Annotated in this window: 16 protein-coding genes and 5 pseudogenes; 8 read left to right on the top strand and 13 right to left on the bottom strand. The window is 62.8% G+C overall.

What is annotated here, in order from left to right:
• Positions 1–371: 371 nt before the first annotated feature.
• The 4 genes and pseudogenes from NKI38_RS26425 to NKI38_RS26410 all read right to left on the bottom strand — a co-directional run.
• Positions 372–1,553, bottom strand: coding sequence for a phosphorylase family protein (locus NKI38_RS26425; protein ID WP_352662740.1), 1,182 nt, complete (start codon positions 1,551–1,553; stop codon positions 372–374).
• Entirely contained in the window at positions 1,541–1,996 is a 456-nt protein-coding gene (locus NKI38_RS26420; protein ID WP_352662737.1) for a response regulator, read from the bottom strand. The genes NKI38_RS26425 and NKI38_RS26420 overlap by 13 nt, the downstream gene beginning before the upstream one ends.
• 1 nt (position 1,997) lies before the next feature.
• Positions 1,998–5,558 (bottom strand): hypothetical protein, encoded by a 3,561-nt coding sequence (locus tag NKI38_RS26415; RefSeq protein ID WP_352662734.1) that lies wholly within the window; start codon positions 5,556–5,558, stop codon positions 1,998–2,000.
• Positions 5,559–6,100: 542 nt separating this feature from the next.
• Positions 6,101–6,763 (bottom strand): annotated as a pseudogene (locus NKI38_RS26410) (IS110 family transposase); the annotation flags it as partial.
• Between the two features lie 105 nt (positions 6,764–6,868).
• On the opposite strand from NKI38_RS26410, the pseudogene NKI38_RS26405 reads away from it, so the two are divergent.
• A pseudogene (locus NKI38_RS26405) lies at positions 6,869–7,458 on the top strand (transposase family protein); the annotation flags it as partial.
• A 254-nt stretch (positions 7,459–7,712) separates the two neighbouring features.
• Here the strand turns inward: NKI38_RS26405 and NKI38_RS26400 are convergent.
• From NKI38_RS26400 to NKI38_RS26380, 5 genes and pseudogenes are all read right to left on the bottom strand, one after another.
• A pseudogene (locus tag NKI38_RS26400) lies at positions 7,713–8,120 on the bottom strand (transposase); the annotation flags it as partial.
• Between the two features lie 398 nt (positions 8,121–8,518).
• Entirely contained in the window at positions 8,519–10,111 is a 1,593-nt protein-coding gene (locus NKI38_RS26395; protein ID WP_352662731.1) for a hypothetical protein, read from the bottom strand.
• On the bottom strand, positions 10,098–10,691 hold the full coding sequence (locus NKI38_RS26390; protein WP_352662728.1) for a hypothetical protein: 594 nt from the start codon (positions 10,689–10,691) through the stop codon (positions 10,098–10,100). The genes NKI38_RS26395 and NKI38_RS26390 overlap by 14 nt, the downstream gene beginning before the upstream one ends.
• A 259-nt stretch (positions 10,692–10,950) precedes the next feature.
• The gene (locus NKI38_RS26385) at positions 10,951–11,238 is read right to left on the bottom strand and encodes an XRE family transcriptional regulator (RefSeq protein WP_352662725.1); all 288 of its coding nucleotides are present in this window, start codon (positions 11,236–11,238) and stop codon (positions 10,951–10,953) included.
• A gap of 97 nt (positions 11,239–11,335) precedes the next feature.
• A complete protein-coding gene (locus NKI38_RS26380) occupies positions 11,336–11,566 on the bottom strand; it encodes a type II toxin-antitoxin system RelE/ParE family toxin (RefSeq protein ID WP_352662722.1) in 231 nt (76 codons plus the stop codon).
• 208 nt (positions 11,567–11,774) lie between these two features.
• On the opposite strand from NKI38_RS26380, the pseudogene NKI38_RS26375 reads away from it, so the two are divergent.
• Positions 11,775–12,014 (top strand): annotated as a pseudogene (locus NKI38_RS26375) (ABC transporter permease); the annotation flags it as partial.
• 140 nt (positions 12,015–12,154) lie between these two features.
• Here the strand turns inward: NKI38_RS26375 and NKI38_RS26370 are convergent.
• The 4 genes from NKI38_RS26370 to NKI38_RS26355 form a co-directional block, all read right to left on the bottom strand.
• Entirely contained in the window at positions 12,155–13,372 is a 1,218-nt protein-coding gene (locus NKI38_RS26370; RefSeq protein WP_352662720.1) for an MFS transporter, read from the bottom strand.
• Positions 13,373–13,429: 57 nt separating this feature from the next.
• Positions 13,430–14,866, bottom strand: a complete 1,437-nt coding sequence (gene rpoN, locus NKI38_RS26365) for an RNA polymerase factor sigma-54 (protein WP_352662717.1) — start codon at positions 14,864–14,866, stop codon at positions 13,430–13,432.
• 69 nt (positions 14,867–14,935) lie between these two features.
• A complete protein-coding gene (locus NKI38_RS26360; protein ID WP_352662714.1) occupies positions 14,936–15,469 on the bottom strand; it encodes a peroxiredoxin in 534 nt (177 codons plus the stop codon).
• 1,177 nt (positions 15,470–16,646) lie between these two features.
• Positions 16,647–16,907 (bottom strand): hypothetical protein, encoded by a 261-nt coding sequence (locus tag NKI38_RS26355; protein ID WP_352662711.1) that lies wholly within the window; start codon positions 16,905–16,907, stop codon positions 16,647–16,649.
• 201 nt (positions 16,908–17,108) lie between these two features.
• Here NKI38_RS26355 and NKI38_RS26350 point away from each other — a divergent pair, with 201 nt between their 5' ends.
• The 6 genes and pseudogenes from NKI38_RS26350 (at position 17,109) to NKI38_RS26325 (ending at position 23,308) form a co-directional block, all read left to right on the top strand.
• Complete coding sequence (locus NKI38_RS26350) at positions 17,109–18,311, top strand: cytochrome P450 (RefSeq protein WP_352662708.1); 1,203 nt, start codon at positions 17,109–17,111, stop codon at positions 18,309–18,311.
• Between the two features lie 91 nt (positions 18,312–18,402).
• A complete protein-coding gene (locus NKI38_RS26345) occupies positions 18,403–19,692 on the top strand; it encodes a cytochrome P450 (RefSeq protein WP_352662705.1) in 1,290 nt (429 codons plus the stop codon).
• A pseudogene (locus NKI38_RS26340) lies at positions 19,676–19,819 on the top strand (ferredoxin); the annotation flags it as partial. The gene NKI38_RS26345 and the pseudogene NKI38_RS26340, both read left to right, overlap by 17 nt.
• Positions 19,820–19,987: 168 nt before the next feature.
• Complete coding sequence (locus NKI38_RS26335) at positions 19,988–20,830, top strand: SDR family oxidoreductase (protein ID WP_352662752.1); 843 nt, start codon at positions 19,988–19,990, stop codon at positions 20,828–20,830.
• The gene (locus NKI38_RS26330) at positions 20,830–22,173 is read left to right on the top strand and encodes a cytochrome P450 (RefSeq protein WP_352662702.1); all 1,344 of its coding nucleotides are present in this window, start codon (positions 20,830–20,832) and stop codon (positions 22,171–22,173) included. Before NKI38_RS26335 ends, NKI38_RS26330 begins: the two co-directional genes overlap by 1 nt.
• A gap of 145 nt (positions 22,174–22,318) precedes the next feature.
• Complete coding sequence (locus NKI38_RS26325) at positions 22,319–23,308, top strand: polyprenyl synthetase family protein (RefSeq protein WP_352662699.1); 990 nt, start codon at positions 22,319–22,321, stop codon at positions 23,306–23,308.
• The last annotated feature ends 130 nt before the right edge of the window (positions 23,309–23,438 follow it).

Below are 23,438 nucleotides of genomic sequence, written 5' to 3'. Positions count from 1 at the left end.
CCATGCTGACCTCCTTGCCCAGCATGAAGGTTGAATCAGATTTGCACGCCTAAGGGAATCCCAAGCCGATTCAGTCTCATTTCATCCCGCTCTAGACTAGAAGCCGCCATTCTCTTTCAGGTTCGATGAAGACACGCTGACCAAGAGCAGGGTGGTGGATATCGGCCCGTCCGCCTTCGAGCGCTGATCTGTGGAAGTGTTATTCGTTCATATCGCGGAGGAAGGAACTGAGCCGGGCCGCGCGGGAGCGGAAATCCAAAACGCCTCGTTACGGAAGCCTACCGTTTCGTTGGACACGTGACGCGCCGTCCCAGTATGGCGGCGGAAATGGCGTCGATCGGAGCCGGACTGCGCTTTCCGTACCGCCGGCGCTATCTCCTGCCAGTCTTTGCGCCGCCGCACTCGGCGAGAACAACCGGTATTGCCTTCGCTACGAAGCGCGCCGACAGTATCGCGCCGCCCTGTTGCAGTTTGTCGCCCTTCGCCTCGTCAGCGTGGTCTACCACGGTCTTTGCGGCAAAGCAGAGAACGCGACCGTGCAAGGCGGCTGCGCGATGGACGCCATAGACCTCCATGTCAACGCCTGAGACCTGACCGTGCTGCCGCTTGATCTCCTTCGCGTAGCCCTCCGACGCGATCACTGCGGAGCCGGATGTGACGGGCTTCATTTTCGCGCCGCCCTGAGGAACCTGGACCTCATGCGACTTCGACTTGAGCGCGGCGAGCTCCTTGTCGCGCAGGATAAGCTGATTCAGAGTCGTCTGGATGTCGTTGTTGAGCGGCTCTTGGAATCCACGAATGTCGAAGCCGTCGGCGTTCCACTTGCCGGCCTGATGCTCCCAAGTAATTTCGGGAACCAGTAGCGTACCAAGCGGCACCTGATCACTGAAGCCGCCGCAAATGCCCGCCATGCAGATCAGGCGCGGGGAAAAGGCGTCTAACGCACGCGCGGCAGTTATGCTGGCATCGACGAGACCCATCCGCGGCTGAAGGACGCAGAGGCCGCTCAACTCACTGATGCGGAGCTCGCGCCCGTCGAGACCGTGGCTGTTGACGAGTCCGCCGTACTCGAACCCGGGCTGCGAAACGGCTTCGAACGCCGAGCGCTCGAGCTCCAGCGCGCACACGATGACGAAATCGTAGACGGTCCGGAACGAGACCTTTTGCATGCAAATGTTGAGGCAGGTTCTCCAGTCGTCCGCGTATCGGACGAGGAAGATGCCCGCGCGCGCGAACATCGTCTGGCGCTGCGAGACCACTTCCTCGAACCGGGAGATCGCCACGACGGTAGTCAGACGGTTGGCCTCGCTTGCGCCGAGATGATCGATCAGCTCCTCCGAGACGTCGATCTCGTCATCGCCGCGCCGGCGCGGCATGAGTAGGTCGGTGACGATGAGGTCGTACGGCGTGCTGACGATCGCGCGCGTCGCCTCCGCGAAGGTTTCCGCCCGTTCTATCGTCGCGTCGCGCTCGAAGAAGGTCGAGATCGCGGCGCTGAACTGTTCGAACTTCTCGGTCTCGTCCTCAACGATCAGGACATTCACCTTCCGCATGCTAGCGCCTTTCTTAACTGGCCGCGCCAGGCGTCGTCCTGAGCGTTGAACTGGACCACGTCGACAATGTTTACGGGTATCGCGGCCCTGAGCGCCTGACGCGCCTTGGCCAGCGAGTGGAATCGGCTGTTGTACTCGATCTCTGGATACTGGGTGACGATGATCACGGGATCGTTCCGCGCGTCGTAGGCGAGCTCAAGGAGTACCTCGATACCTCCGGAGGGCTGCGAGATCGGCTGCGCGCCGCCTGCTCGGCTCTCGTGGCTCGGCAGGGCGATGTCGAGGACGATGCAGTCGTACGGACGGGACCGCAGCAATTTCACGGCCTGCTGGACCGAGCGTGCGAGGTGTACGACCGGGTCGGCGTGGACCTCGCGGATCGCGCTCTCGATCGGCTCCTGCTTGAACTGGTCGTCCTCGACGAGAAGGATGTGCGCCGCCATCTCAGGCCTTCAGATACCTCATGTCGATCGTGAAGATGACGGAGTCCCCCTCATAGCACCGGTCGAAGCCGATGATCTCCTCGACGTCGCCGACCATCTCACGCAGCTTTCGGATGCCGCTGTTCTTGTTCCTCATCATCGCGTCTCCGATCTCGGCGGCCATTGCGGCCTCGATCCCGGCGAGGTCGGCGTTGCGCGTGGCGCAGGCTAAGTCGGACTTCACCGAAACCGAGACGTAGTTGTACTTCTGCTCGCTGAAATCCGAGGCGATGTCTATTCCAAGCGCGCCGTCGCTACGGGCATGCTTCGCCGCGTTTCCGACGAGGATGAACAGCGCGTCGTAGAAGAAGTGGAAGCGGTGGCCGATGAGATCGACCTCGCTGTTGCCGGTGACGTCGATGAGCGGCTTGAAGTCGGGAAAGCGCTGGCGGACCTCGTCGCGCACCGCCTCGAACAGAAGACCGACGCTCGCGCTCGGGCTCTGATTGGTGGGCCGGGTGAACCAGGAGCGGACGATCTCGAATTTTTGCTGCATGGCCGAATTGATTCTTCGGATGCGCTCGCTCACGCGCCGGTCCATATCCCCCCGCTCGAAGAGATGGTCGTCGACGTTGATCACGAACTCGCGTCGCAGTTCTTCGACGGCCTCTCGCGTCCGCTTGAGGTCTGCTTCGAACAGGAGCCAGCAGTATTCGTGGATCAGCGCAGCGCTGAGTGCGAGCTGGGGTCGCTCAGCCATTGACTTGGCGACCTCCTCCACCATGCGGTTGGCCGTCTGCGTCTTCTCCGGCTCATCGAGCGTGGCTACGATTAGTCCGCGCGTCTTCTCCTTCGAGCGGACGTGGATGCGATCCGCGGCCATGACCTGCACGGCGGCGTCGAATCTCGCGAACCAGTTCTCGAGGAAGGCGGCGAACCGGGGGACGCTGTGGCGAAACTCCGCGATCGCAGAGTCGATCTCGGGCTTGAATTCGAGGACTAGGTGGCCGTGCAGCGTACCGTGGCGGATGCGTCGGCCGATGAAGGACGTGACGCCGTAGAGCTTGTTTGTGCAGAACTCCTCGTAGCACCGGTCTAGCAGCTCGATCAGCTTCATGCGCGGCTGCACCGCAACGCGCACGCGGTCCTTGAGGTTGATCGACCGATCCGAATCGTCGAGGATCAGGTTAGCCTGCACCGCCAGCGTGCGCAGTTCGCCCGTCATCGTCTCGCCGATCCAGGCGATGAAACGAAGCGGATCGACGTAGATGCGCGTCTCCTCGATCGCTCCTCGGACCTTGCGGAGCCTGAGCGTGAGCCGGTGGGACTTCGCGCGCAGCTGCGCATCCTCGTCGTTCGCTCTCGCACCCCACCATTCGAGGATGTTCGCATGGGCCTCGGTGACCTGGTCGGCTTCGTCGAAGAGGTCGTACAGCTCGGTCAGGAATGCCTCGGTGCACAGGTTATAGAGGTGTTTAGAGACGTGATGACGCTCGGTGTCGACGTACTCGAGCAGCTTCACGATGTCGCCGTCGAAGCGCGATATCACCGCCTGCTGCAGCGAACGGCGCAGCGCGTGGTTGCTGACTTTGCTCTCCTCCTGGTCGTTGACGACTGCGGTCCGAAGGAACTCGTAGAGATGGTCTTCGCGTCTGCGCGGCAGAAGCTGGGCGAGTTCGTCGCGCGAGAACATCGAGGCCACGTCTATCGTCTGGTCGAGCAGGGTGCTGAGCCGCTCTCCGTCGACCTCGCCGAACCCGCCCGCTTCCTGCGACGCGACCAGGGCGATGGTGCGGTGGAAGCCACCGCTCGTGGCGGGGTCGATCTCGCTTAGCGAGAGGCGGGGTTTGCCTCTGGCCAGTAGCTCGTCCACCCGGACGCGCGGTGCGGCCATGGCGCCGGCCCTCTTGGCAGTCACTGGGAAACGCCCGTCGAGTCGTTCCGACACGGCCGTCTCAACCCGCAGGCGATAATCGAACAGCTCCTTGTACTCGCTCCATGCCGGAAGATGGGAGAACAGGCTGCGGTCAAAGAACTGGTCCTTGATGCCGATGCATGCCTGGAGCCGCAGGATGTCGATGTTCGTGAAGGCCTCCTGCCAGGCGTTGCCGACCTCGTGAGGAATGATGGCGTCGATCGCCGCCGCCCCGTCGCGATGGCCGCCGAGTTCAAAGAGCCGGCGGATTCGGTACGTCGCGGCGAGACAGTCCAGTGCGCCCCAGCGGCCGTAGGCCTGGATGCGTTGGGCCGGGCCCACGCCTTCTGCAAGATGCGGCGCGAATAGGTCGCTGATGATGGCGGCGTCGAAGGAGTCGAGCTGACCTTTAGCAACGAATTTCAGGAACGTGCGTCGCACGCGGGTGTAGTCGCGCTCTTCGTCGATTGAGTCCTCGAAGGCCACTGCTATGGTCTGTCGACGGGGTGAGAGGAACGGGGCGATGACGTCGCCGTGTAGCGAGCGCCTGTCCCCGGTCGTGCCGCCGGAGTGGCGTAGGCTGAAGGCCTTCTGCGCAACGAGAAAGGAGATGCCGAAGCTCTCGCGGTAGCGGGCGAAGTGGCCTGAGGCGGCCTCGTGGTCGTTGTCGAGAATGCTTTCGTTGAGAGCCGCCACCTGCTGGATCGCGGCCACTAGGCGTTCCGCCTCCCGTGCGAACCTCAAGCCCTGTTCGGACACCTCGATCTCGATTGGTGCGGCGGAGTAGAACGGCGCCCGGTCGACATCCTGGCACGAGACCGGAAATGCCTTCGGCAGCGGGAGTTGGTGCGCCTCCGGAACGCTCTGGAGAATATCGAAAGCGATGGCCGCGTCGACCGGGCTCGCCTCGCCCCTCAGCCTCTCAAGCGTTCGCTTCGCCGCCACCTCGGATTCGGCCGCGAGGATGCCGCGCATGAGGTTGCGGACGCGTTGGCTGCGAATCGACCTAAGCGACACGCTGAGGCGGGAACGCGACGTGTTAGCGTCGTTGATGTCCCTGATCTGTGTGGCGCCGCCCAGAGCTGTTCCAGTCATCGGTCGCCGGCCCCCGCCCCGCCCCCCCCGGGGGGGGGGGGGGTGGGGGGGGGGGGGGGGGGGGGGGGGGGGGGCGACGGGGTCCTTGGGCGCTTCCCAGCTTATAGTGCCGCCTGCGCGCAGGCCGCAGATGACCGCCGCCGCCGCCCCGATTAGCGCCATTCCCGCGAAGGCAATGCGTAGCGAGCGGCCGAAGGTCCATGGCGCCGAAACACTCCTGCCTGCAGTGGTGGCCCGAAAGCTCGCCGGCTCGGAGGAGAACAGCCGCGCGGCGGGCGGGAGCAGTTGCCGCTCGATCTCAACGGAGGCGGCTTCGGAGTGCTTGACCAGGAAGGCGGCGCGCTGATCGAGTTTCCAGAACACGAACGACAGCAGCATAAGCAGCAGACCGAGGAGAATTCCCAGGATGGCCAATCGCGGCGGGCCCTGCATGGTCGTTCCGACTCCGGCCGTGATGAGGCCGGACAGCACGACGAAAAAGTTGAACATCATCATCCGCTGACCGGCATGAAGCTCGAAGTATCGCCATGCGCGATCCCAAGCCTGAGCATCGTACGATGGTTCTTCCGTCAACCCACATCCCCATGCGTGAGCCGATCAAGAGAACAATGACCGGCTGGCGCCCCAAGCCTGTCACCCGGGTATCTTAAGCGTCCCGTTGCGAACTGGTGTTTCGTTAATCTTTCCAATTACGCACTCGGCACGTGCGGTCAATCACAGTAGCGGCAAAAAGGTACCGCGGCTACCTTTCTGTGCTCCAATGGAGCGGAATATAGCGGTCCAGCTGCACCTGATTCGCAACCGGCCCCAAATGCGGCACATTTGGTCTCGGCTTGGAAAGGTCGCTCGTGGCGCAACTGAGTCCATTACGAACGGCGAAGCTGCGGCATGAGAGCGAAGCCGCTATGGCGATGTTCGATGTTTGTTCGCATAACGTCGCATAAGAGTGCAGTGTGGAGCTCAACGGCGACCTGTGCCGGGGTCGCCCCGTCACAACGTCTGACCCTTTCACGACTCTTTCTTTCGCGGTCGCCCAACGGCAGACAGGTATGAAAGCAGACACAGGGCAGTGATCAAGGAGAAGTGGTGGTTTCGGGACCGAGGTGACATCAGGGGATTTGCCCCTTCAGATGTTCTGGTAGTGCGCGGCCGTCGCCGGTCCTCAGTTCCTCAAGCCGATGTCGCCGGTCACGACGCAGCGGCTCGTAGCCGGTGATGCCTTGAGCAAACAGCAGGCCCTTGATCCGGTTGACATGGCAGGTCCGCTCACCAACCAGAACCTTGCGTTCACGGCCGATGCGCCGATGGTCCTCCTCCTTAACGCTCGGTACCCTAACCATCGCGCACACGCGCGGCTCGCCTCGTTTGTAGGCGAGCAGCGCACGCACCAATGCCTCTCCATCGATCTTGTCGGTCTTGGCACGACGCCGCCGGCGCGACGTGTCAATCGAGGCGGCGTCGACGACATGGCTTTCGATCCCCTCGGCTTCCAGGACACGATGTATCCAGAAGCCATCCAGACCCGCCTCGTGAATGACCACAAGCGCAAAGTGCCGGCCGGTGCGCGCCTGTGCCTTGTCCTGGAGCAGGGCAAAGCGTGCCAGCAGTCCCGTGATATCGCCGCCGCGTACCGCATGTTTCGACATCTTCTCCCCACTGCCCGGCGACAGCGAAGTGATCAACCAGGTCGATTTACTGAGTTCCAAAGAAACGAGGATCGCGCCAAGATCGGTGCGGATAGCGGCAGGCGCCGCAAATCGATCGGCTACAACACGCATGATTGGCCTCCACAGAGTTGTTGGTCAGCAACCCCACTCTGCCAGAGCGCAGACCGCTTTCCACTTTGATGGGGCATCCTTGTCTTCCGAATCAAGGGATGCGCTATGGGCCAGGTTCTGCATGGGAGCGCCACGACGACAGAGGCGATCCGTCGAGCGATACAACATAGTCAAGAGAGCCTGAGAGCGCTGGCCAAGCGTTACGGGATCAACCAGAAGACCGTTGCCAAGTGGAAGGGACGGACCGCGGTCGCGGACCTGCCGACCGGACCGAAGGAGCCGCGGTCGACGGTGCTCTCCGTCGAGGAAGAAGCGGTCATCGTCGCCTTCCGCCGCTACACTCTGCTGCCGCTCGACGACTGCCTCTACGCGTTGCAGCCGACGATCCCGCATCTGACGCGCTCTTCCTTGCATCGCTGCCTGCAGCGTCATGGCATCGGCCGGCTAGCGGATGTCGAGGGCGACAAGCCGGCAAGGAAGAAGTTCAAAAGCTACCCGATCGGCTATTTCCACATCGACGTTGCCGAGGTGCGCACCGAACAGGGCAAGCTGCATAAGTTCGTCGCCATGACCGCACCTCGAAGTTCGCCTTCGTCGAGTTGCACGAGAAGGCCACCACCGCCGTCTCGAGAGACTTTCTGCTCCGGCTGATCGCAGCCGTTCCCTACAAGATCCACACCGTGCTCACCGACAACGTCCTAAGAGCGGAAGAAAATGGAGGAGACAGTCAAAGTCTCTCTGTTCGTCAGCATGCTCTCGCCGCATGACGCTCGTCAAGTTGGGTGGTCGAACCAGGCGACTTCCACCGCAAGGGAAAAGGTCTCGTCCATAGCAAACACAGGGTACGTTGATAGCGGCCCTCACCGTCCTCAACACGAGCTTCTGATCCAGGTGGAAGACCCAAACATTATCTACAGGGTCATCGCAGCGATGCCCTCACGGCCCTAGTCTAGCTGACAGAGGTTCTTCCGCCTGGCACCCGCCCCTCAACGAAGGGCCGGTAATCGGAACCGCCTTTGACGACGGCGTGTACGACGCGCGCCATCTTGGCGGTAATAGCGGTCATCGCCTTGCGGCGCAGATCTGGATTGTCGCGATCTCTTGCGATGTAGCGTTCGAACTTGTGTCGAAAGCCATTCTCACGCTGACGGATGGCGACTTGCCCGGCGATCCACAGAGTGCGGCGCAGCCGCGCATTGCCGAACTTGGAAAGGCGGGTCTGGCCGCGATATTGACCGGACTGCTGTGTCGAGAGATCCAGTCCGCAGAACTTGAGAAACTGGCGATGATGGTGGAAGCGGCGAAGATCTCCGGCTTCAGCGATGATCGTCAGTGCATTGATCGGTCCGATGCCTGGTTAAGCTTGAGGAGGTGCGGTGCGGAGACCGGGGTCGGGGAAACACGCGCATAAAACGAGCTCGGCAGCCGAGCATAGCTGTTGTCAAATGCAAAGCGTACCGTCATTCACACTCCTCAAACATCAACGGCAGTCGCGAGACGCTTCGTCGGTCCCAAAGATTGTTATCAATGACAATAGTGCCATTAGACTGCCGGTCCGAATGCTAATGTGGCGATGCTCGAACTTCATTTCCAGCTACGTGCCAGAAATGGATGTGTCAGTGCCTTCGGGCAAGTAGCCCTTCGAGCGTAACGGCTACGACGCTTCTCGCGCCAGCGAACGTCTGGTCTTCGCGAATCGGTAGCTTTAAGCCGCCTGACTGCTTTCGGCCCCCCTTCCTGACCATAGAGAGGCGCTCAGACATCATCGTCCCAGCCGCGATCCCACACCCCGTCACACTCCATCCAGCCAAGGAGCCGGCGGATCGTGAAGACGATCTCGCACAATTGCACCGGCTCGACCGGGCGGCTGTGCATCGTCGGGCGACGATTGGCGTTGAGGCGCTCGAGATCGACCTTCAGCCATTCGGCGCGGTCGAACACCGCTTCGAACAGCTCACCCCAATTGTCCTTGCGCAGGATCACGCCGATCAGATCGCCAAGGTCAGTATAGTGGATTAGCGGAAGCTGCGCTTCGCCCGTCCGCATCGCCTCGCGGCGGCGCTCCTTGGCTCGGGACATGACATCGCCGGGCACGCGCTGCTTGAACCAGTTGGGCCCGGCGAGAGTTTCGAGCTTGGCCGAGATGAAGGTCCGCAACGCATTCTCGAATGCGTCGATCGCGCCGAACGCACCCATCTTCGGGCGGCTCGCCATGATGCGGAGCTTGACCGGTCCCGCCTCGACCACGGCGGTCATCGTTCCCGCGCGGGTGCGTCGTCCCTCGACCACGCCGCTGTCGATCAGAACCGCCACGGTCGCAGCATTGTCGGCCTCGATCAGCCCGTCATCGACGTCCTGATCGCGATAATAGCGCGCGCGTTCGCGCGGATCGCGCCAATAGGGGCGATCTAGCATGTCGGTCGAGCTGTAGCCGCCGAGCAGCGCGGCATAGGCCGCCTGGGCCCCGCCCGCGCCCGGCCCCAACACGTCGATCGCTCCGGCGAACAGCGACATCTTGGTGCTGGTGACATCGAGCCCAGCGAAGCGGCTGCCGAGCGCCGCATCAGCGAGCGCGGCAATGGCCGTAAAGCCGGCAGTTACCTCGGCGATGCTGTCGGCTGCGAGGTTCAGTGCCTCGAACTGCTTGCGATATTTCTCGCCGGTGCCGAGCAGCGCGGCGTAGTCGCGCGCGGTCGATACCGTGAGCGTGTCGGCCCAATGCCGGGCACGCGACATGGCGCTGAGCGCTTCTCGTCCGATGCCCAGCGCGGCGCGCACGCTGGCGGGGAGCGCCCCATAAGGCTCAGTCAATTGCTTCATGACCTGACTGAGGCGGTCGTCGAGGGGATTGGCGAGCTTCAGCCCATCGAGCAGCGAGAGCTTCGTCGCCGTGCTGTGCGCCAAACCAAACGCAGTGGTGTCGATACGCCCGATCTTGCCCATCGCCTCTTCGATCGCGCTGCGCGTCGCCCCGAAGTTCTTGAACGGGTCATCGAGCATGAGCGCGTTGCGCTTGAGCTGGTCGAAGACCGAACCCGTCTCGAACAGCGGGTCGAGCGCTACGATTTTGCCGCTCGCGCTCGCCATCGCTTTCTCGACTTCGGGCGACTGTAGCCCTCGCGCTGCGCGACTCACGGGATCGTCGCGGAAGATGCCGAAAGCCGTCAGCTTGTCTAACGAGCTCTGAGTCTCGAGCGCGCGCTCGAGCGCACTAGAAGTGCCGAGGCCGAGCGAGCGGCCCGCCAGATGGCTGAGTGATTTCCCCGAACCTGTCATGGTCGTCCCGCCCTTTGGTTGAACTTGCGCCATAATATGGGATGCGGGATCGCATATTTCACCCGGCGTCATGACGTCTGTTGCTTCGACCAAAGCCGGCCGCCCCTAACGAGCCGGCCGACCCTGTTATGACCTCGCCAGTGGCGAACATCAGCTCGCGCTGGGCCTCGAATGTTTCCTGGATACGGCGTTCCCATTCTTGTCGTTGATCCTTCTTGAACTTCGTTGCTTTCAGCGCGGCAAGCAGGGACTTTGTGTCCACCCCCTTAGGGTTGTGGGCGCTCGAAAGCGCATGCTTCTGGCGGCGGCTTAGGAAGCTCAGGAACTCGTCTTCGTCGACCGTCCCCGCAGCTGGGTGTGCGATAGAGAAACTGTTGCGTGTGGCCCTGCACTGGTCGAGGAAGAAGAAGTTGTCGTCACCGATCAGGTTGAGCTTACGGCAGAGGTCGAGCAGCTCGGCGTCCTTGAGGTCGAGGAGCGCGTCCTCGTCGAAGGACTTGTCGTCGAGGATCTGAGGGACGACGTTGATGCCGAACCGTCGAACCTTGTCACGCAGTTCCACCACGGACGCGTTCCAAACATAGTTGATGGCTGCGTCGAACAGACTGCTGGCGACGGCGACACACATTTTGACGATCCGGTCATCGCGCACGTGCGGAGGGATCTCTTGATCAGGCGTGGGAGCTGGGACCAAGCATGGGCGATCTGGTCGTCCTCGGCGAGCACATTGCGGGGGACTCCTACGCGGCGGTAAGTTGGGCTAGCATGGGCGAGGAGAGAGGGGTCACGTCGGGCAGTGTGACGGCGGGCAGATCGGTCTTTGGCTTAACTGGGACGTTGCTCACACCTACTCCCTGCATCGAGGAGACCATCTCGCCCCATCGTTAGTCTTTAGCCGAAACAGAGTGAGGTCAGCCGGCGCGTGCGGCCTTTGTGCGATTACGTCCACCTGCCGCTCTTTTAACGCTACGCATGGAGACGGCTTTGGGAGCCACGACGTCGCCGAGCCGCTCTATACGGAGGGGCGCGCGCGACGGAAGGCGAACGACGAGTTCGAGTTGCCCCCCGATCGCCTCGACGTAGCTTTTAAGGGTAGACAAGTACATGTCGGCTTGTTTCTCGATCTTCGAGACCGAAGGCTGCTTGATCTTGAGGACCGAAGCGATTTCAGCCTGGGCCTTTCCAGCGGCACGCCGCAACTCGCCGAGACTCTCGACTACTCTTCGAAACGCGCGTCGACCCGCTCCCGACGGTCCTCGGGGAGCGCAGCGATTAGGTCGTCAAGCTTGCGTCCCATCACTTCTTCTCCTTCTTCGCCGCCGCCAAACGGTCGAGATGCCCTTGATAGCGCTTGTCCGCCTTGGCGATCAGACTTTTATAGAAGCGCTTCTCACTCACGCCCGACTTATCGCCGGCGACGAGCAGGATCGCCTTCCGCTTCCAGTCGAATGCGAACGCAACCCGCCAGACACCATCATCAGCGTCGAAGCGAAGTTCTTTCATGTTCGCGAACGACGAGTCATTCAAGGTATCCGCATGCGGTCGCCCCAGCTGGGGCCCGAACACCGAGCAGCTTAGCCGAGGCCAATAGCTCATCTTGGACTGTCTGGGGCAACGCCTCGAACTCCCATCGAACTCATCGCCAAAAACGACTCCCCAAGTCATATATAGCTCCGAGGCTATGTGGTCAACATCATCAAGCTGCCGAAACGCTAGTCCCCTCATCGGCCGAAACAAGGTACGCGCGGTCGACGATAATCCGGTCGCCGTTGACACGACGGGCAATTCGCGACCTGTCTGCGCTATCGAGCGGCATCGTCACCGGCGTTCTGACGGGCGTAGCCGGCGCGTAGCTGTCGCTTGCCCAGAATGCCGGCTTGTCGTGAAGGATATGACCGCCAGCAAGCGTTCCATCGCGCCGGCAGCGCTCACCGTAGCCAAATGGAAACCGGTGCCGGCGAGGTTCGCTTGTCTGGCGGTGTCGGTCGCCATGGCCCGGAGGTGAAGCCGGCGAAACGCTTCCGCGGGTCCATGCAAGCAGAGGATCGCGCCGCGCCGTGCATGCGATTGGACCTCTCGTCCGCTGCGCTGCCGAGATCTCTGCTGTCAGGCGGTCTAGGTTTCGCGCTTCGGGCCGAGCAGGAATACTATGAGGGCAGCGACGAACGTGGCAACAGCACTGTAGGCAATGGCACTGGTAACCCCGGCATTGTCCACCAAAAGTCCGCCGAAGATCGCGCCGGCAGCGATTGCCACTTGGAATACTGTGACCAGCAGCACACCGGCGCTTTGGGCCTGCTCGGGAACGGCCCTCCGTACCATCCACGTCTGCAATCCCACTGGCACCGCGCCGAAGGCAAACCCCCACGCGGCAACAGCAATCGCCGAGGCCAAGGCCGATGCTCCCGCCGTCAGCAGCGAAACAGCGGCTATCGCTATGAGCAGCGGTGCAAGGGCCGCGACTGCCTTGAGACTGTACTCGGCCAGAAGCCCGCCGGCCAAATTGCCGAAGAATCCGCCGATGCCAAAAGCAAGCAACACAAGCGAGATCGTCTCGACGTCAAGCGCGGGAATCTTCTCTAGGAAGGCGCGGATGTAAGTGATTCCGGCGAAGTGGCCGGAAGCGACCAGCAGGACGACCAAAAGCGCAACCTTGACCATCGGAATCTTAGCCACATCCAGCAGGCTGCGGAAGCTAGCCACTCCAATCGGAGGCAGTTTCGGAATGGTTATGAGTTGCACCAGCAGTGTAGCCGCGCCGCCGACTGCGGCGAGTATGAAGGCGCTTCGCCATCCCCAGATATCGCCGACATAAGCACCGATTGGAGCTGCGCAAACGGTAGCCACCGAAACGCCGGTGAGGATGATCGACATAGCGCGCGCCAGGAGGTGGCTTGGAACGAGCCGCATCGCCAGTGCTGCCGACATCGACCAGAAGCCTCCGAGCGCTATGCCGAGCACGACGCGTGCAGTCAGGAGAACCGCCAGCGACCACGCGCCGGCCGCCAGAAGGTCGGACAGGATCAGCAGCAGCGTCATCGTCCACATGACGGTCCTGCGGTCCAGGCGCTTTGTGATGATGGCCACCGTCGGCGCCGAGATCGCCCCGACGATAGCGGTCGCCGTCATCGCCTGTCCAGCGGCTCCCTCGCTGATACCGAGATCATGAGCGAGGGGCGTGAGCAGGCTGACAGGCAGAAACTCTGCCGTGACCAGCCCGAAGGTGCCCAAGGAAAGCGAAATCACCGCACCCCATGCGGGACCAGACGGTGGGACGGGTTTTTCTGGGTCGTGCAGGACAGCGTCCATGACGCATGCCGCGGATTGGGTCATGAACGAAGTCTCCACTTTGATGCAATGCAACGTGATGTTGGCTGCCCTGACCCAAATTCAAAAACACAAGCGCATTTCCCGGCGGCGTTGCACGGAGGAGGGGATGTTCATTGCTTCGCGATATTTTGTGACGGTGCGGCGCGCAACATCGATGCCGGTTTCCTTCAGCCGGACAGCGATGTCCTCATCGGAAAGCACGTCGCCGGGAGATTCTGCGGCAATCATCGCTTTGATCCGATGCCGGACAGCTTCGGCGGAGTGCGCGTCGCCGCCTTGGCAGGACGCGATCGCGACGGTGAAAAAATACTTCAGTTCAAAGACTCCGCGCGGGGTAAGCATGTACTTGTTCGAGGTCACCCGGCTTACCGTCGACTCGTGCACTCCGATCGCGTCAGCGACGGTTCTAAGATTGAGAGGCCGCAGGTGGGCGACGCCATGTTCCAAAAAGGCATCCTGCTGACGCACGATTTCAGCCGCAACCTTAACAATCGTCTTGGCGCGCTGATCGAGGCTGCGGATTAGCCAGTTCGCGTTTTGCAAGCATTCGTCGAGAAATGCTTGATCTTTCAAATTTTGGGCAGTTTGACGCGTGACTTCGGCATAATAGGTTTGGTTGATCAGCAGCTTTGGCAGCGTGGCGGGATCAAGTTCGATCTGCCACCCGCCTTGCGGCGAGGGCGTGACCCAGACGTCGGGTATGATTGATTCAGACGCACCGGATTGGAATCTGTTCCCAGGCTTGGGATCGAGCGCCCGAATCTCATGCATCATGTCGAGAAGGTCTTCTTCATCGACGCCGCAATGCTGCTTCAGTGCCTCAAAATCGCGTCGTGCAAGCTTTTCAAGATGGGCAACCAAAGCTGCCATTGCCGGGTCGAGCCGATTTCGCTGGCGCAACTGAATCTCGAGGCATTCTCTGAGACTTCGCGCAAAAACTCCCGGTGGATCAAATTGCTGCAAGGTTCCGAGAACCCGTTCCACAACAGCCTCACGGACATTCAGGCTCTCGGTCAGCTCCAAAAGGTTTGCCCGAAGATAGCCAGTGTCTTCCAGATCGGCGGCAAGCTGGCCAGCGATCAGCCGCTCCTGTGGTGTGAACGCAGTGAGGGCGATCTGACGAGCGACATGGTCGTGCAATGTTTCGGCGAGGGTGGCAAACTCGTCGAGGGAAGGGCCATTGCCGGACGGGTTGTTGGTCGTGTTGCGAAGTGATTTCCATTGCCCGAGCCGTTCAGGCGAACCTCCCCCGGTCGGACCTTCAACGGCGTTTGCCCCAAAGCCGACAGGCTGATCCGCTCCCGAAATCGAAGCATCGTCAAAAGGCCCGCCATCGTTTGACGCAGATTCCAAGAGCGGGTTCTTCTCGATTTCCCCCTCCACGAACTGATGCAGTTCGGTATGCGCCAGTTGCAGCAAGCGAATCGACTCAATGAGTTGAGGCGATGCGACGATGGATTGCTTCTGGCGCTGAAACAGGCTTGCTGAAGATTGCATGGTGAGTGCGATAATCCTGTCGAGGAGCCTCTTGGGGCCTGCAATGGCGCCAGTGAGACGTTTTCTAGGTCATGCGGCGGCTTTCAGCGTTTCGAGAACGTTTTGCGGGGATGAGACGCCATACGGGTCGGCCTCGCAGTTGTCGGAGAAACCTTCCTCCTCGAACCAGTGCTCCACCACGCCATTGTTGATCAGGGCGGCGTAGCGCCATGAGCGCATCCCGAATCCGAGATTGTCCTTGGCAACCAGCATGCCCATCTTGCGTGTGAACTCGCCTGAGCCATCGGGGATGAGCTGGACCTGCTTCAGGCCCAAGGACTTCCCCCACGCATTCATCACGAAGGCATCGTTGACTGAGAGGCAGTAAATCGCGTCAATTCCCTGCTTCGCAAACTCATCATAGAGCTCTTCGAACTTGGGCAATTGGTAGGTCGAGCAGGTCGGGGTGAAGGCGCCAGGCAGCGAGAACAGGATGACCCGCTTGCCGGCAAAGTAGTCGTCAGATGTCTTTTCTTGCCAGCGATATGGATTTGGCCCTTGGACTGACTTATCGTGAACACGCGTGAGAAAGGTGACGAAGGGAACTTTCTTTCGAACTGTCATTAATTTGCTCCTGCAAAAGTAGAAACTGGCGCGCTGAATTCTGGCAGAGGCTGGCGCAATACCGAGCTAGGGCTCGTATGCCGGGCACGGAGTGAGGACCTCGCGGCTAGCAGGCTCCTTTTCCATGCCGGGGAACGTCTTGGCTGCTGGTCTTTGCCACCCGAACGCAATCGATCTGAGCGAGCTGGAGACCGTCGAGCCGCATGCTTTCCACGGCTATGGCGCCGCAAGCGGGATCGATCACTCGCGCTCGTTCCCGGGGAAAAGTGATAGCGGCCGGAAGTAGCCAATATCGCAAGCATGTGCAGGCCTCGAATGTATTACGCAACAGACCCGCGTTACTGGACTGGTACAGCGTGTTGTCGATATGTGGCAGTGACCCGCCGACCTTGGCTTGGGTGACCCTTTGAGGACTCTTCGGCACTCACATGCTGAACAGAACCGGGAAACGGCAATTGCGCCAGCGCCCCGTGTTGGCGTGCCGGCATCGGACCAGCCATGCGCAAAGCGGCTACCCAGCAAGGACCTCCGGAGGAGACGATGTCCCGATGTTCAACGGGCGCGGGCACCGTCTCCTCAGGCCACGGTCTAGAGCTTCGCGTGTCGGGCATGGTGCAAGTCGCTTTCATCGTTTTTGACAGTGCTCTAACCAGGAGCAGCAAGCGGCGTGCCATTTCAAATAGAGGTGCTGTCGGACCGCCCCTTCTTCTCGGAGGCCGTGTCTTAGAAGATCGGGCGCGCGCTATGCCGCCTCGTGTCATAGGCAACAACGATGCTGTATGGTGCGGATATTTGGCGCTTCAGCCCTAGCTGGGCAAAGACGAACCGGAAGCCGAGCCGATGCACTACCTGAGGCTGGCGGGCACTCCAGTCATTGCGTAGCGTGTGCCGCTAGCGTTCTTGGGTGCGCAGGCACGCCTATCGCGAACATGCGCCTGTCGCGGCAACCATGAGCGCGCGCTCTTGGGCAAGCGCCTTGGCCCCGTGAGGATCGAATTCCCCAATCGTGTCTGTTTGCCGCCCTCTTATGTTCGAAACTGGACCAGAATGTCGCAAGCCCGACCGAAAGGTCGACCAGCGCGTACTATCCGACACGTTCTGTCGCCTTCGTTTCGTCCGCGACGCCGGCCTATTTCGCCGAGCTCTTCTCCGGCCTCAGGCTAAGCCGCTAAAAGCATCACAAATTTTTTTCTTCGGTCGGCCAACTTGGCACGAGTTTTGAAGCACCTTCGTTGCGGGCCGGGAGCCGCCGACCGACTTTCATTTCGTGGATGGCACGAATGGAACGAAGAAAGAAAAGCAAAATGTCAAATCCGCGTCGGATAGCGTCTATGGGCAGGGGGTCCTCGGCGAAACCGCCCTTACCCAACAGCTCGCCGCCCTTGTCGACCCTTGCGCAGGAAATCTTGGCCGGCGGCGGCTCAAAGGCCCACCACACCGACCTTATCCTGAAATCGATGGTGCAGGATAAAGTTCTGCATCTCGCCGCGCGGTGTGCCTAGACAGTTACACGTTGGCCGATCTTGATAATCGGTCTGCTTTCGGACGACGTCGTCTACATGCCGTCTTAGGTCTTCGCTGCCGCAGCACCCGCCGGTCACCTTCCGCCCTTCCCATCGCTATAGAGTGAAGTGCCAGCATGTCCGAACAACCTTTGCCGACGCTGCCGATGTGGCGCGTCGATCACATTGAGCCCTCGCCCGAGATGTTGGCGCTACGGGCCAACGGTCCGATCCACCGCGTGCGCTTCCCGTCCGGGCACGAAGGCTGGTGGGTGACAGGCTATGACGAGGCCAAGGCGGTGTTGTCCGACGCGGCGTTCCGGCCCGCGGGAATGCCGCCGGCGGCATTCACCCCGGATTCGGTGATTCTCGGTTCGCCAGGATGGCTGGTCTCGCACGAGGGGGGCGAGCATACGCGGTTACGCACGATCGTGGCGCCGGCCTTCAGCAACGGCAGGGTGAAGCTGCTCGCGCAGCAGGTCGAGGCGATCGCCGCGCAGTTGTTCGACACGCTGGCGGCCCAGCCCCAGCCCGCCGATCTGCGGCGCCACCTGTCCTTTCCGCTTCCGGCCATGGTCATCAGCGCGCTGATGGGCGTGCTCTACGAGGACCACGCCTTTTTCGCCGGGCTGTCCGACGAGGTGATGACGCACCAACATGAAAGCGGCCCGCGAAGCGCGTCGCGCTTGGCCTGGGAAGAACTCCGCGCCTACATTCGCGGCAAGATGCGGGACAAGCGCCAGGATCCGGGCGACAACCTGCTGACGGATCTGCTCGCGGCGGTCGACCAGGGCAAGGCGACCGAGGAAGAGGCGATCGGCCTGGCCGCGGGCATGCTCGTGGCGGGTCACGAGAGCACCGTCGCGCAGATCGAATTCGGCCTGCTGGCCATGTTCCGCCATCCGCAACAGCGCGAACGCCTGGTCGGCGATCCATCCCTGGTGGACAAGGCGGTGGAGGAAATCCTGCGCATGTACCCGCCGGGCGCGGGCTGGGACGGCATCATGCGCTATCCGAGGACCGACGTGACCATTGCGGGCGTGCATGTTCCCGCGGAAAGCAAGGTGCTGGTCTGCCTGCCGGCGACGTCCTTCGATCCGCGCCATTTCGACGACCCGGAAATCTTCGACATCGGACGTGACGAAAACCCGCACCTGGCGTTCTCCTATGGGCCGCACAACTGCGTCGGCTTGGCGCTGGTCAGGCTGGAACTCAAGGCGGTGTTCGGTTCAATCTTCCAGCGCTTTCCCGCGCTACGCCTGGCCGTGGCGCCCGAAGAACTGAAGTTGCGCAAGGAGATCATCACTGGCGGGTTCGAGGAGTTCCCGGTGCTCTGGTGATGCGGGGACGCCACCAGGAATCGCGACGTTCTCGAGTTGCCGGCGCGCCTGCCGCGCGCCGATCAGATCAGCCAGCCAACAGGTGACCAAGATGGACGTGCAAGAAACCACGGTAGCATGCCGGGACGCCTTCGCCGAACTGGCGTCGCCAGCGTGCATTCAGGACCCGTACCCATTCATGCGGTGGTTGCGCGAGCACGATCCGGTACATCGCGCGGCGTCGGGCCTCTTTCTGTTGAGCCGCCACGCCGACATCTACTGGGCGCTCAAGGCCACGGGCGATGCTTTTCGGGGGCCGGCGCCAGGCGAACTGGCGCGCTATTTCCCGCGGGCGGCGACCAGCCTGTCGCTAAGTTTGCTGGCGTCCACTTTAGCGATGAAGGAACCACCAACGCATACGCGTCTGCGCCGGCTGATCTCGCGCGATTTCACCATGGGCCAGATCGACAAGCTGAGGCCGACCATCGCTCGCATCGTCGCAGCGCGCCTGGACGGCATGGCGCCCGCGCTGGAACGCGGGGAGGCGGTGGACCTGCATCGGGAATTCGCGCTGGCCTTGCCCATGCTGGTTTTCGGCGAACTGTTCGGCATGCCCCCGGACGACATTCTCGCGCTCGTCACCGGCATCAGCGCCATTCTGGAAGGCCTGAGCCCGCACGCCAGCGATCCCCAACTCGCCGCGGCGGACGCGGCCAGCGCCAGGGTGCAGGCCTACTTCGGCGACCTCATACAGCGCAAGCGTACCGATTCCCGCCACGACATCGTGTCAATGCTGGTCGGCGCACACGACGACGATTCCGACATGCTGTCGGATGCGGAATTGATCAGCATGCTCTGGGGCATGCTGCTGGGCGGCTTCGCCACCACTGCCGCGGCCATCGGCCATGCGGTCCTGGCGATGCTGGCGTATCCCGAACAGCGGCATTGGCTGAAGGGAGATGCCGTGGGGGTGAAGGCATTCGTCGAAGAAGCCCTGCGCTACGACGCGCCCGCCATGTTCAGCTCCATTCCGCGTATCGCCCAGCGCGACATCGAACTGGGCCGCGTGGTGATCCCGAAGAACGCGGACGTGCGGGTGCTCATCGCGGCCGGCAATCGCGACCCGGACGCCTTCGCCGATCCCGATCGCTTCGATCCCGTGCGGTTCTACGGCACCAGTCCTGGCATGTCGATCGACGGGAAGATCATGCTGACCTTCGGCCACGGCATCCACTTCTGCCTTGGTGCGCAACTGGCCCGGGTGCAGTTGGCCGAGAGCCTGCCGCGGATCCAGGCGCGCTTCCCCACCCTGGCATTGGCCGAGCAGCCGACCCGGGAGCCCTCCGCGTTCCTTAGGACGTTCCGCGCGCTGCCGGTGCGGCTGCATGGGCAGGAGGGCTGAGATGCGCGTCGTGGTCGATCAGGATCTGTGCGGAACGACCGGGCAGTGCGTGCTGACGCTGCCGGGCACCTTTCGCCAGCGCGAACCGGACGGCGTGGCCGAAGTGTGCGTGGCGACGGTCCCGCAGGCGCTGCACGCCGCCGTGCGGCTTGCGGCCAACCAGTGCCCGGTCGCCGCCATTCGTGTCATCGAAAGCGACGCTGGCCATGACGAGCGCGCCAGCGCCGACCCTGCGCCTTCTCCGGTGGAGGCCGAGCGGCATGCTGCGAAAGACCAATGCAATTCAGGAGACACGATGGGACGGTTTGAAGGCAAGGTGGCCGTGGTGACCGGCGCCGGCGCCGGCATCGGCAAGGCATGCGCTCTCGCCATCGTGCGCGGGGGCGGCAGAGTGGTGGTGGCCGACATTGATGGCTCGGCGGCCATCGCCTGCACCGCGCAGATCGCGGCCGAAGCAGGCCACGCGCTGCCCATAGCCATGGATATCGCTGATGAGCAGGCGGTGGCAGCGCTGTTCGAGACGGCGGAGCGGCACTTCGGGGGGGTCGACCTGCTGGTGAACAATGCGAGCGCCATGCATCTGACCCCGCGCGACCGCGCCATCCTCGACTTGGACCTGGCAGTATGGGACCAGACCATGGCGACCAATCTGCGCGGCACGCTGCTCTGCTGCCGGCAGGCCATCCCACGGATGATCGCCCGCGGCGGTGGCGCGATCGTCAACATGTCGTCGTGCCAGGGGCTCAGCGGTGACAGGGCGCAGACGTCCTACGCCGCGTCGAAGGCGGCGATGAACATGCTGTCGGCCTCGCTCGCCACCCAGTACGGTCACTCTCAGATCCGCTGCAACGCGGTTGCGCCGGGTCTTATCATGACCGAGCGTCTCCTCGCCAAGCTGGACGAGTGCATGCAACGGCATCTGCGCCGCCACCAGCTCCTGCAGCGCGTCGGCCGCCCCGAGGACGTGGCCGCGCTCGTGGCGTTCCTGCTCTCCGACGATGCTGCGTTCATCACCGGCCAGGTCGTGTGCATCGATGGCGGCATGCTGGCGCATGTGCCGACATACGCCGACGGTGGCAACAGCTGCGCCGCGCGCCCTGCCGGCGACACCCAATCGGCGACGGCGGCGCGCTGCTGATGGACATGCTGCTCAACCCACTCAACCGCCGGCACCGGCTGCGATGCGACATCCCGGTCATGCCTGGCGCTTTCCCCCTGGTCGGGCATCTTCCCGCCATTGTCTGCGACCTGCCGCGCCTGCTGGAGCGCGCAGAACGGACGCTGGGCAGCCACTTCTGGCTGGATTTCGGCCCTGCCGGACATCTGATGACCTGCGTGGATCCGGACGCATTCGCACTGCTCAGGCACAAGGACGTGTCCTCGGCGCTGATCGAAGAGATCGCGCCCGAATTGCTTGGCGGGACGTTGGTTGCCCTGGACGGCGGCGCGCACCGGCAGGCGCGCGATGCCATCAAGGCAGCGTTCTTGCCCAAGGGGCTAACCCAGGCCGGGATCGGCGACCTGTTCGCGCCCGTCATCCGGGCGCGGGTGCAGGCATGGAGCGCCCGCGGCGAGGTACCCATCCTGCGCGAAACCGGCGACCTGATGCTGAAGCTCATCTTCAGCCTCATGGGAATCCCCGCGCAGGACCTGCCGGGATGGCATCGCAAGTACCGGCAATTGCTGCAGTTGATCGTCGCGCCACAGGTCGACCTGCCCGGACTGCCTTTGCGGCGCGGCCGCGCCGCCCGCGACTGGATCGACGCGCAGTTGCGCCAGTTCGTCCGCGACGCGCGCGCGCATGCCGCGCGCACCGGGTTGATCAACGACATGGTGAGCGCCTTCGACCGCAGCGACGGTCCGCTCTCCGATGACGTCCTGGTCGCCAATATTCGCTTGCTGCTGCTTGCCGGTCACGACACCACTGCCTCAACGATGGCCTGGATTGTAATCGAGTTGGCGCGGCAGCCTGTGCTGTGGGACGCCCTGGTTGAGGAGGCGCAACGCGTGGGCGCGGTGCCGACCCGGCACGCGGACCTGGCGCAGTGTCCGGTCGCCGAGGCGCTGTTCCGCGAGACACTGCGCCTGCATCCGGCGACCACGCTCCTGCCGCGTCGCGCGCTGCAGGAATTGCAACTCGGCCAACGGCGCATTCCCGCGGGCACCCATCTATGCATCCCGCTGCTGCATTTCTCGACCTCGGCGCTGCTGCACGAGGCGCCTGATCAGTTCCGCCTAGCGCGGTGGCTGCAACGCACGGAGCCGATCCGGCCGGTTGACATGCTGCAGTTCGGTACCGGCCCACACGTCTGCATCGGCTACCATCTGGTATGGCTGGAAATGGTGCAGTTCTGCATCGCCTTGGCGCTGACCATGCACAAGGCCGGGGTGCGGCCGCAGTTGCTGAGCGACGTCGCAAAAGGCCAGCGCTATTACCCGACCGCACATCCGTCCATGGCAATCCGCATAGGCTTCTCATGAGCTGGCATCGCATGCCCTTGGCAAGGCAGCGGCGCCGGCGGGGTGCGGCATTGCTGCACTCAGCGCACGCATTCGTGTGACGCCGGCAACACCGTGACGGCTTGCGCTCGCCGTGGCCGTCTCAGCTACAAGGACATGACACAACATGCAGACCGGTTCCACTCCACGCGACCGAATCGGCGTTTCCGCATCCGGCGGATTGGGCGCGCAGGCGCGCGGCGCATCTGGCGGGCTGCTCCCCGAGATCTGGATGCAGGACGGCGCAAAGCGGGTCGAACAGGCGCTGGCGCGTCTGCTCTGCGCCGAAGACGACGGTAAGACAGAGCTGATGGCGGCCATGCGCTACGCCACCTTGCATGGCGGGAAGCGCACCCGCGCCTTGCTCTGTCTGGCTGCCGGCGCACTGGCGGGCACGCCGGCGCACATGCTCGACGACGTCGGCGCCGCCATCGAGATGATGCACGCCTGTACCCTGGTCCACGACGACCTGCCCGCGATGGACGACGACGTGCTTCGCCGCGGCCTTCCGACCGTGCACGTAAAGTTCGGCGAAGCCACTGCGATCCTGGTCGGCGATGCGCTGCAGGCCCACGCCTTCCTGACGCTGGCGAGCCTGGATGCGCCGGGCGACAACCGTATCGCGCTCGTGCGCGAACTGGCGCAGGCGGTGTCCGCCGAGGGTGCCGCAGGCGGGCAGGCCATCGATCTGTCGTTGGTCGGAAAGCATGCCGGGCTGGACAGGATCCTGGCGATGCATGGGATGAAAACCGGAGCGCTAGTGCGCGCGTCGGTTCGCATGGGCGCGCTATACTCCATCGCGGAGGATGCCGCGCACGCTGCGCTGTATGCTGCGCTCGATCGCTACACCGCCTGTTTTGGCCTGGCTTTGCAGGTGGCCGACGACATTCTCGACGCGACGGCGGATACCGCGACTCTTGGCAAGACCCCCGGCAAGGACGCGGCGGCGCAGAAGCCGACCTGCGCGTCGATCATGGGGCTGCAGGCTGCGCGCCAGTTCGCCCTGTACTTGTTGCACGACGCCGGGGAGGCCATCGCCCCTCTGGGGCCGCGTGCGGAAGGGTTGGCGCAGATGCTGCAGCGGGCCAACCTCTATCTGTCCGCGCCATACGCATGAGCGTGCGCATCCGTAAGGACTCGCCCCTGTGCTGCTGCGATCGGCCGGCGGGCGCTGCATGCTGCACTGTGTCCGTGTCGGCGGCGACGTGCGCGGCGTCTGCCCGTTTCTGTTCTCGTTAGCCTTCTGC

The organism is Mesorhizobium sp. M0621 (assembly GCF_040320745.1).
Taxonomy (GTDB): Bacteria; Pseudomonadota; Alphaproteobacteria; order Rhizobiales; family Rhizobiaceae; genus Mesorhizobium.
The sequence above is the reverse complement of the archived record's forward strand: the minus strand, read 5'-3'. Positions and strand labels throughout refer to the sequence as shown.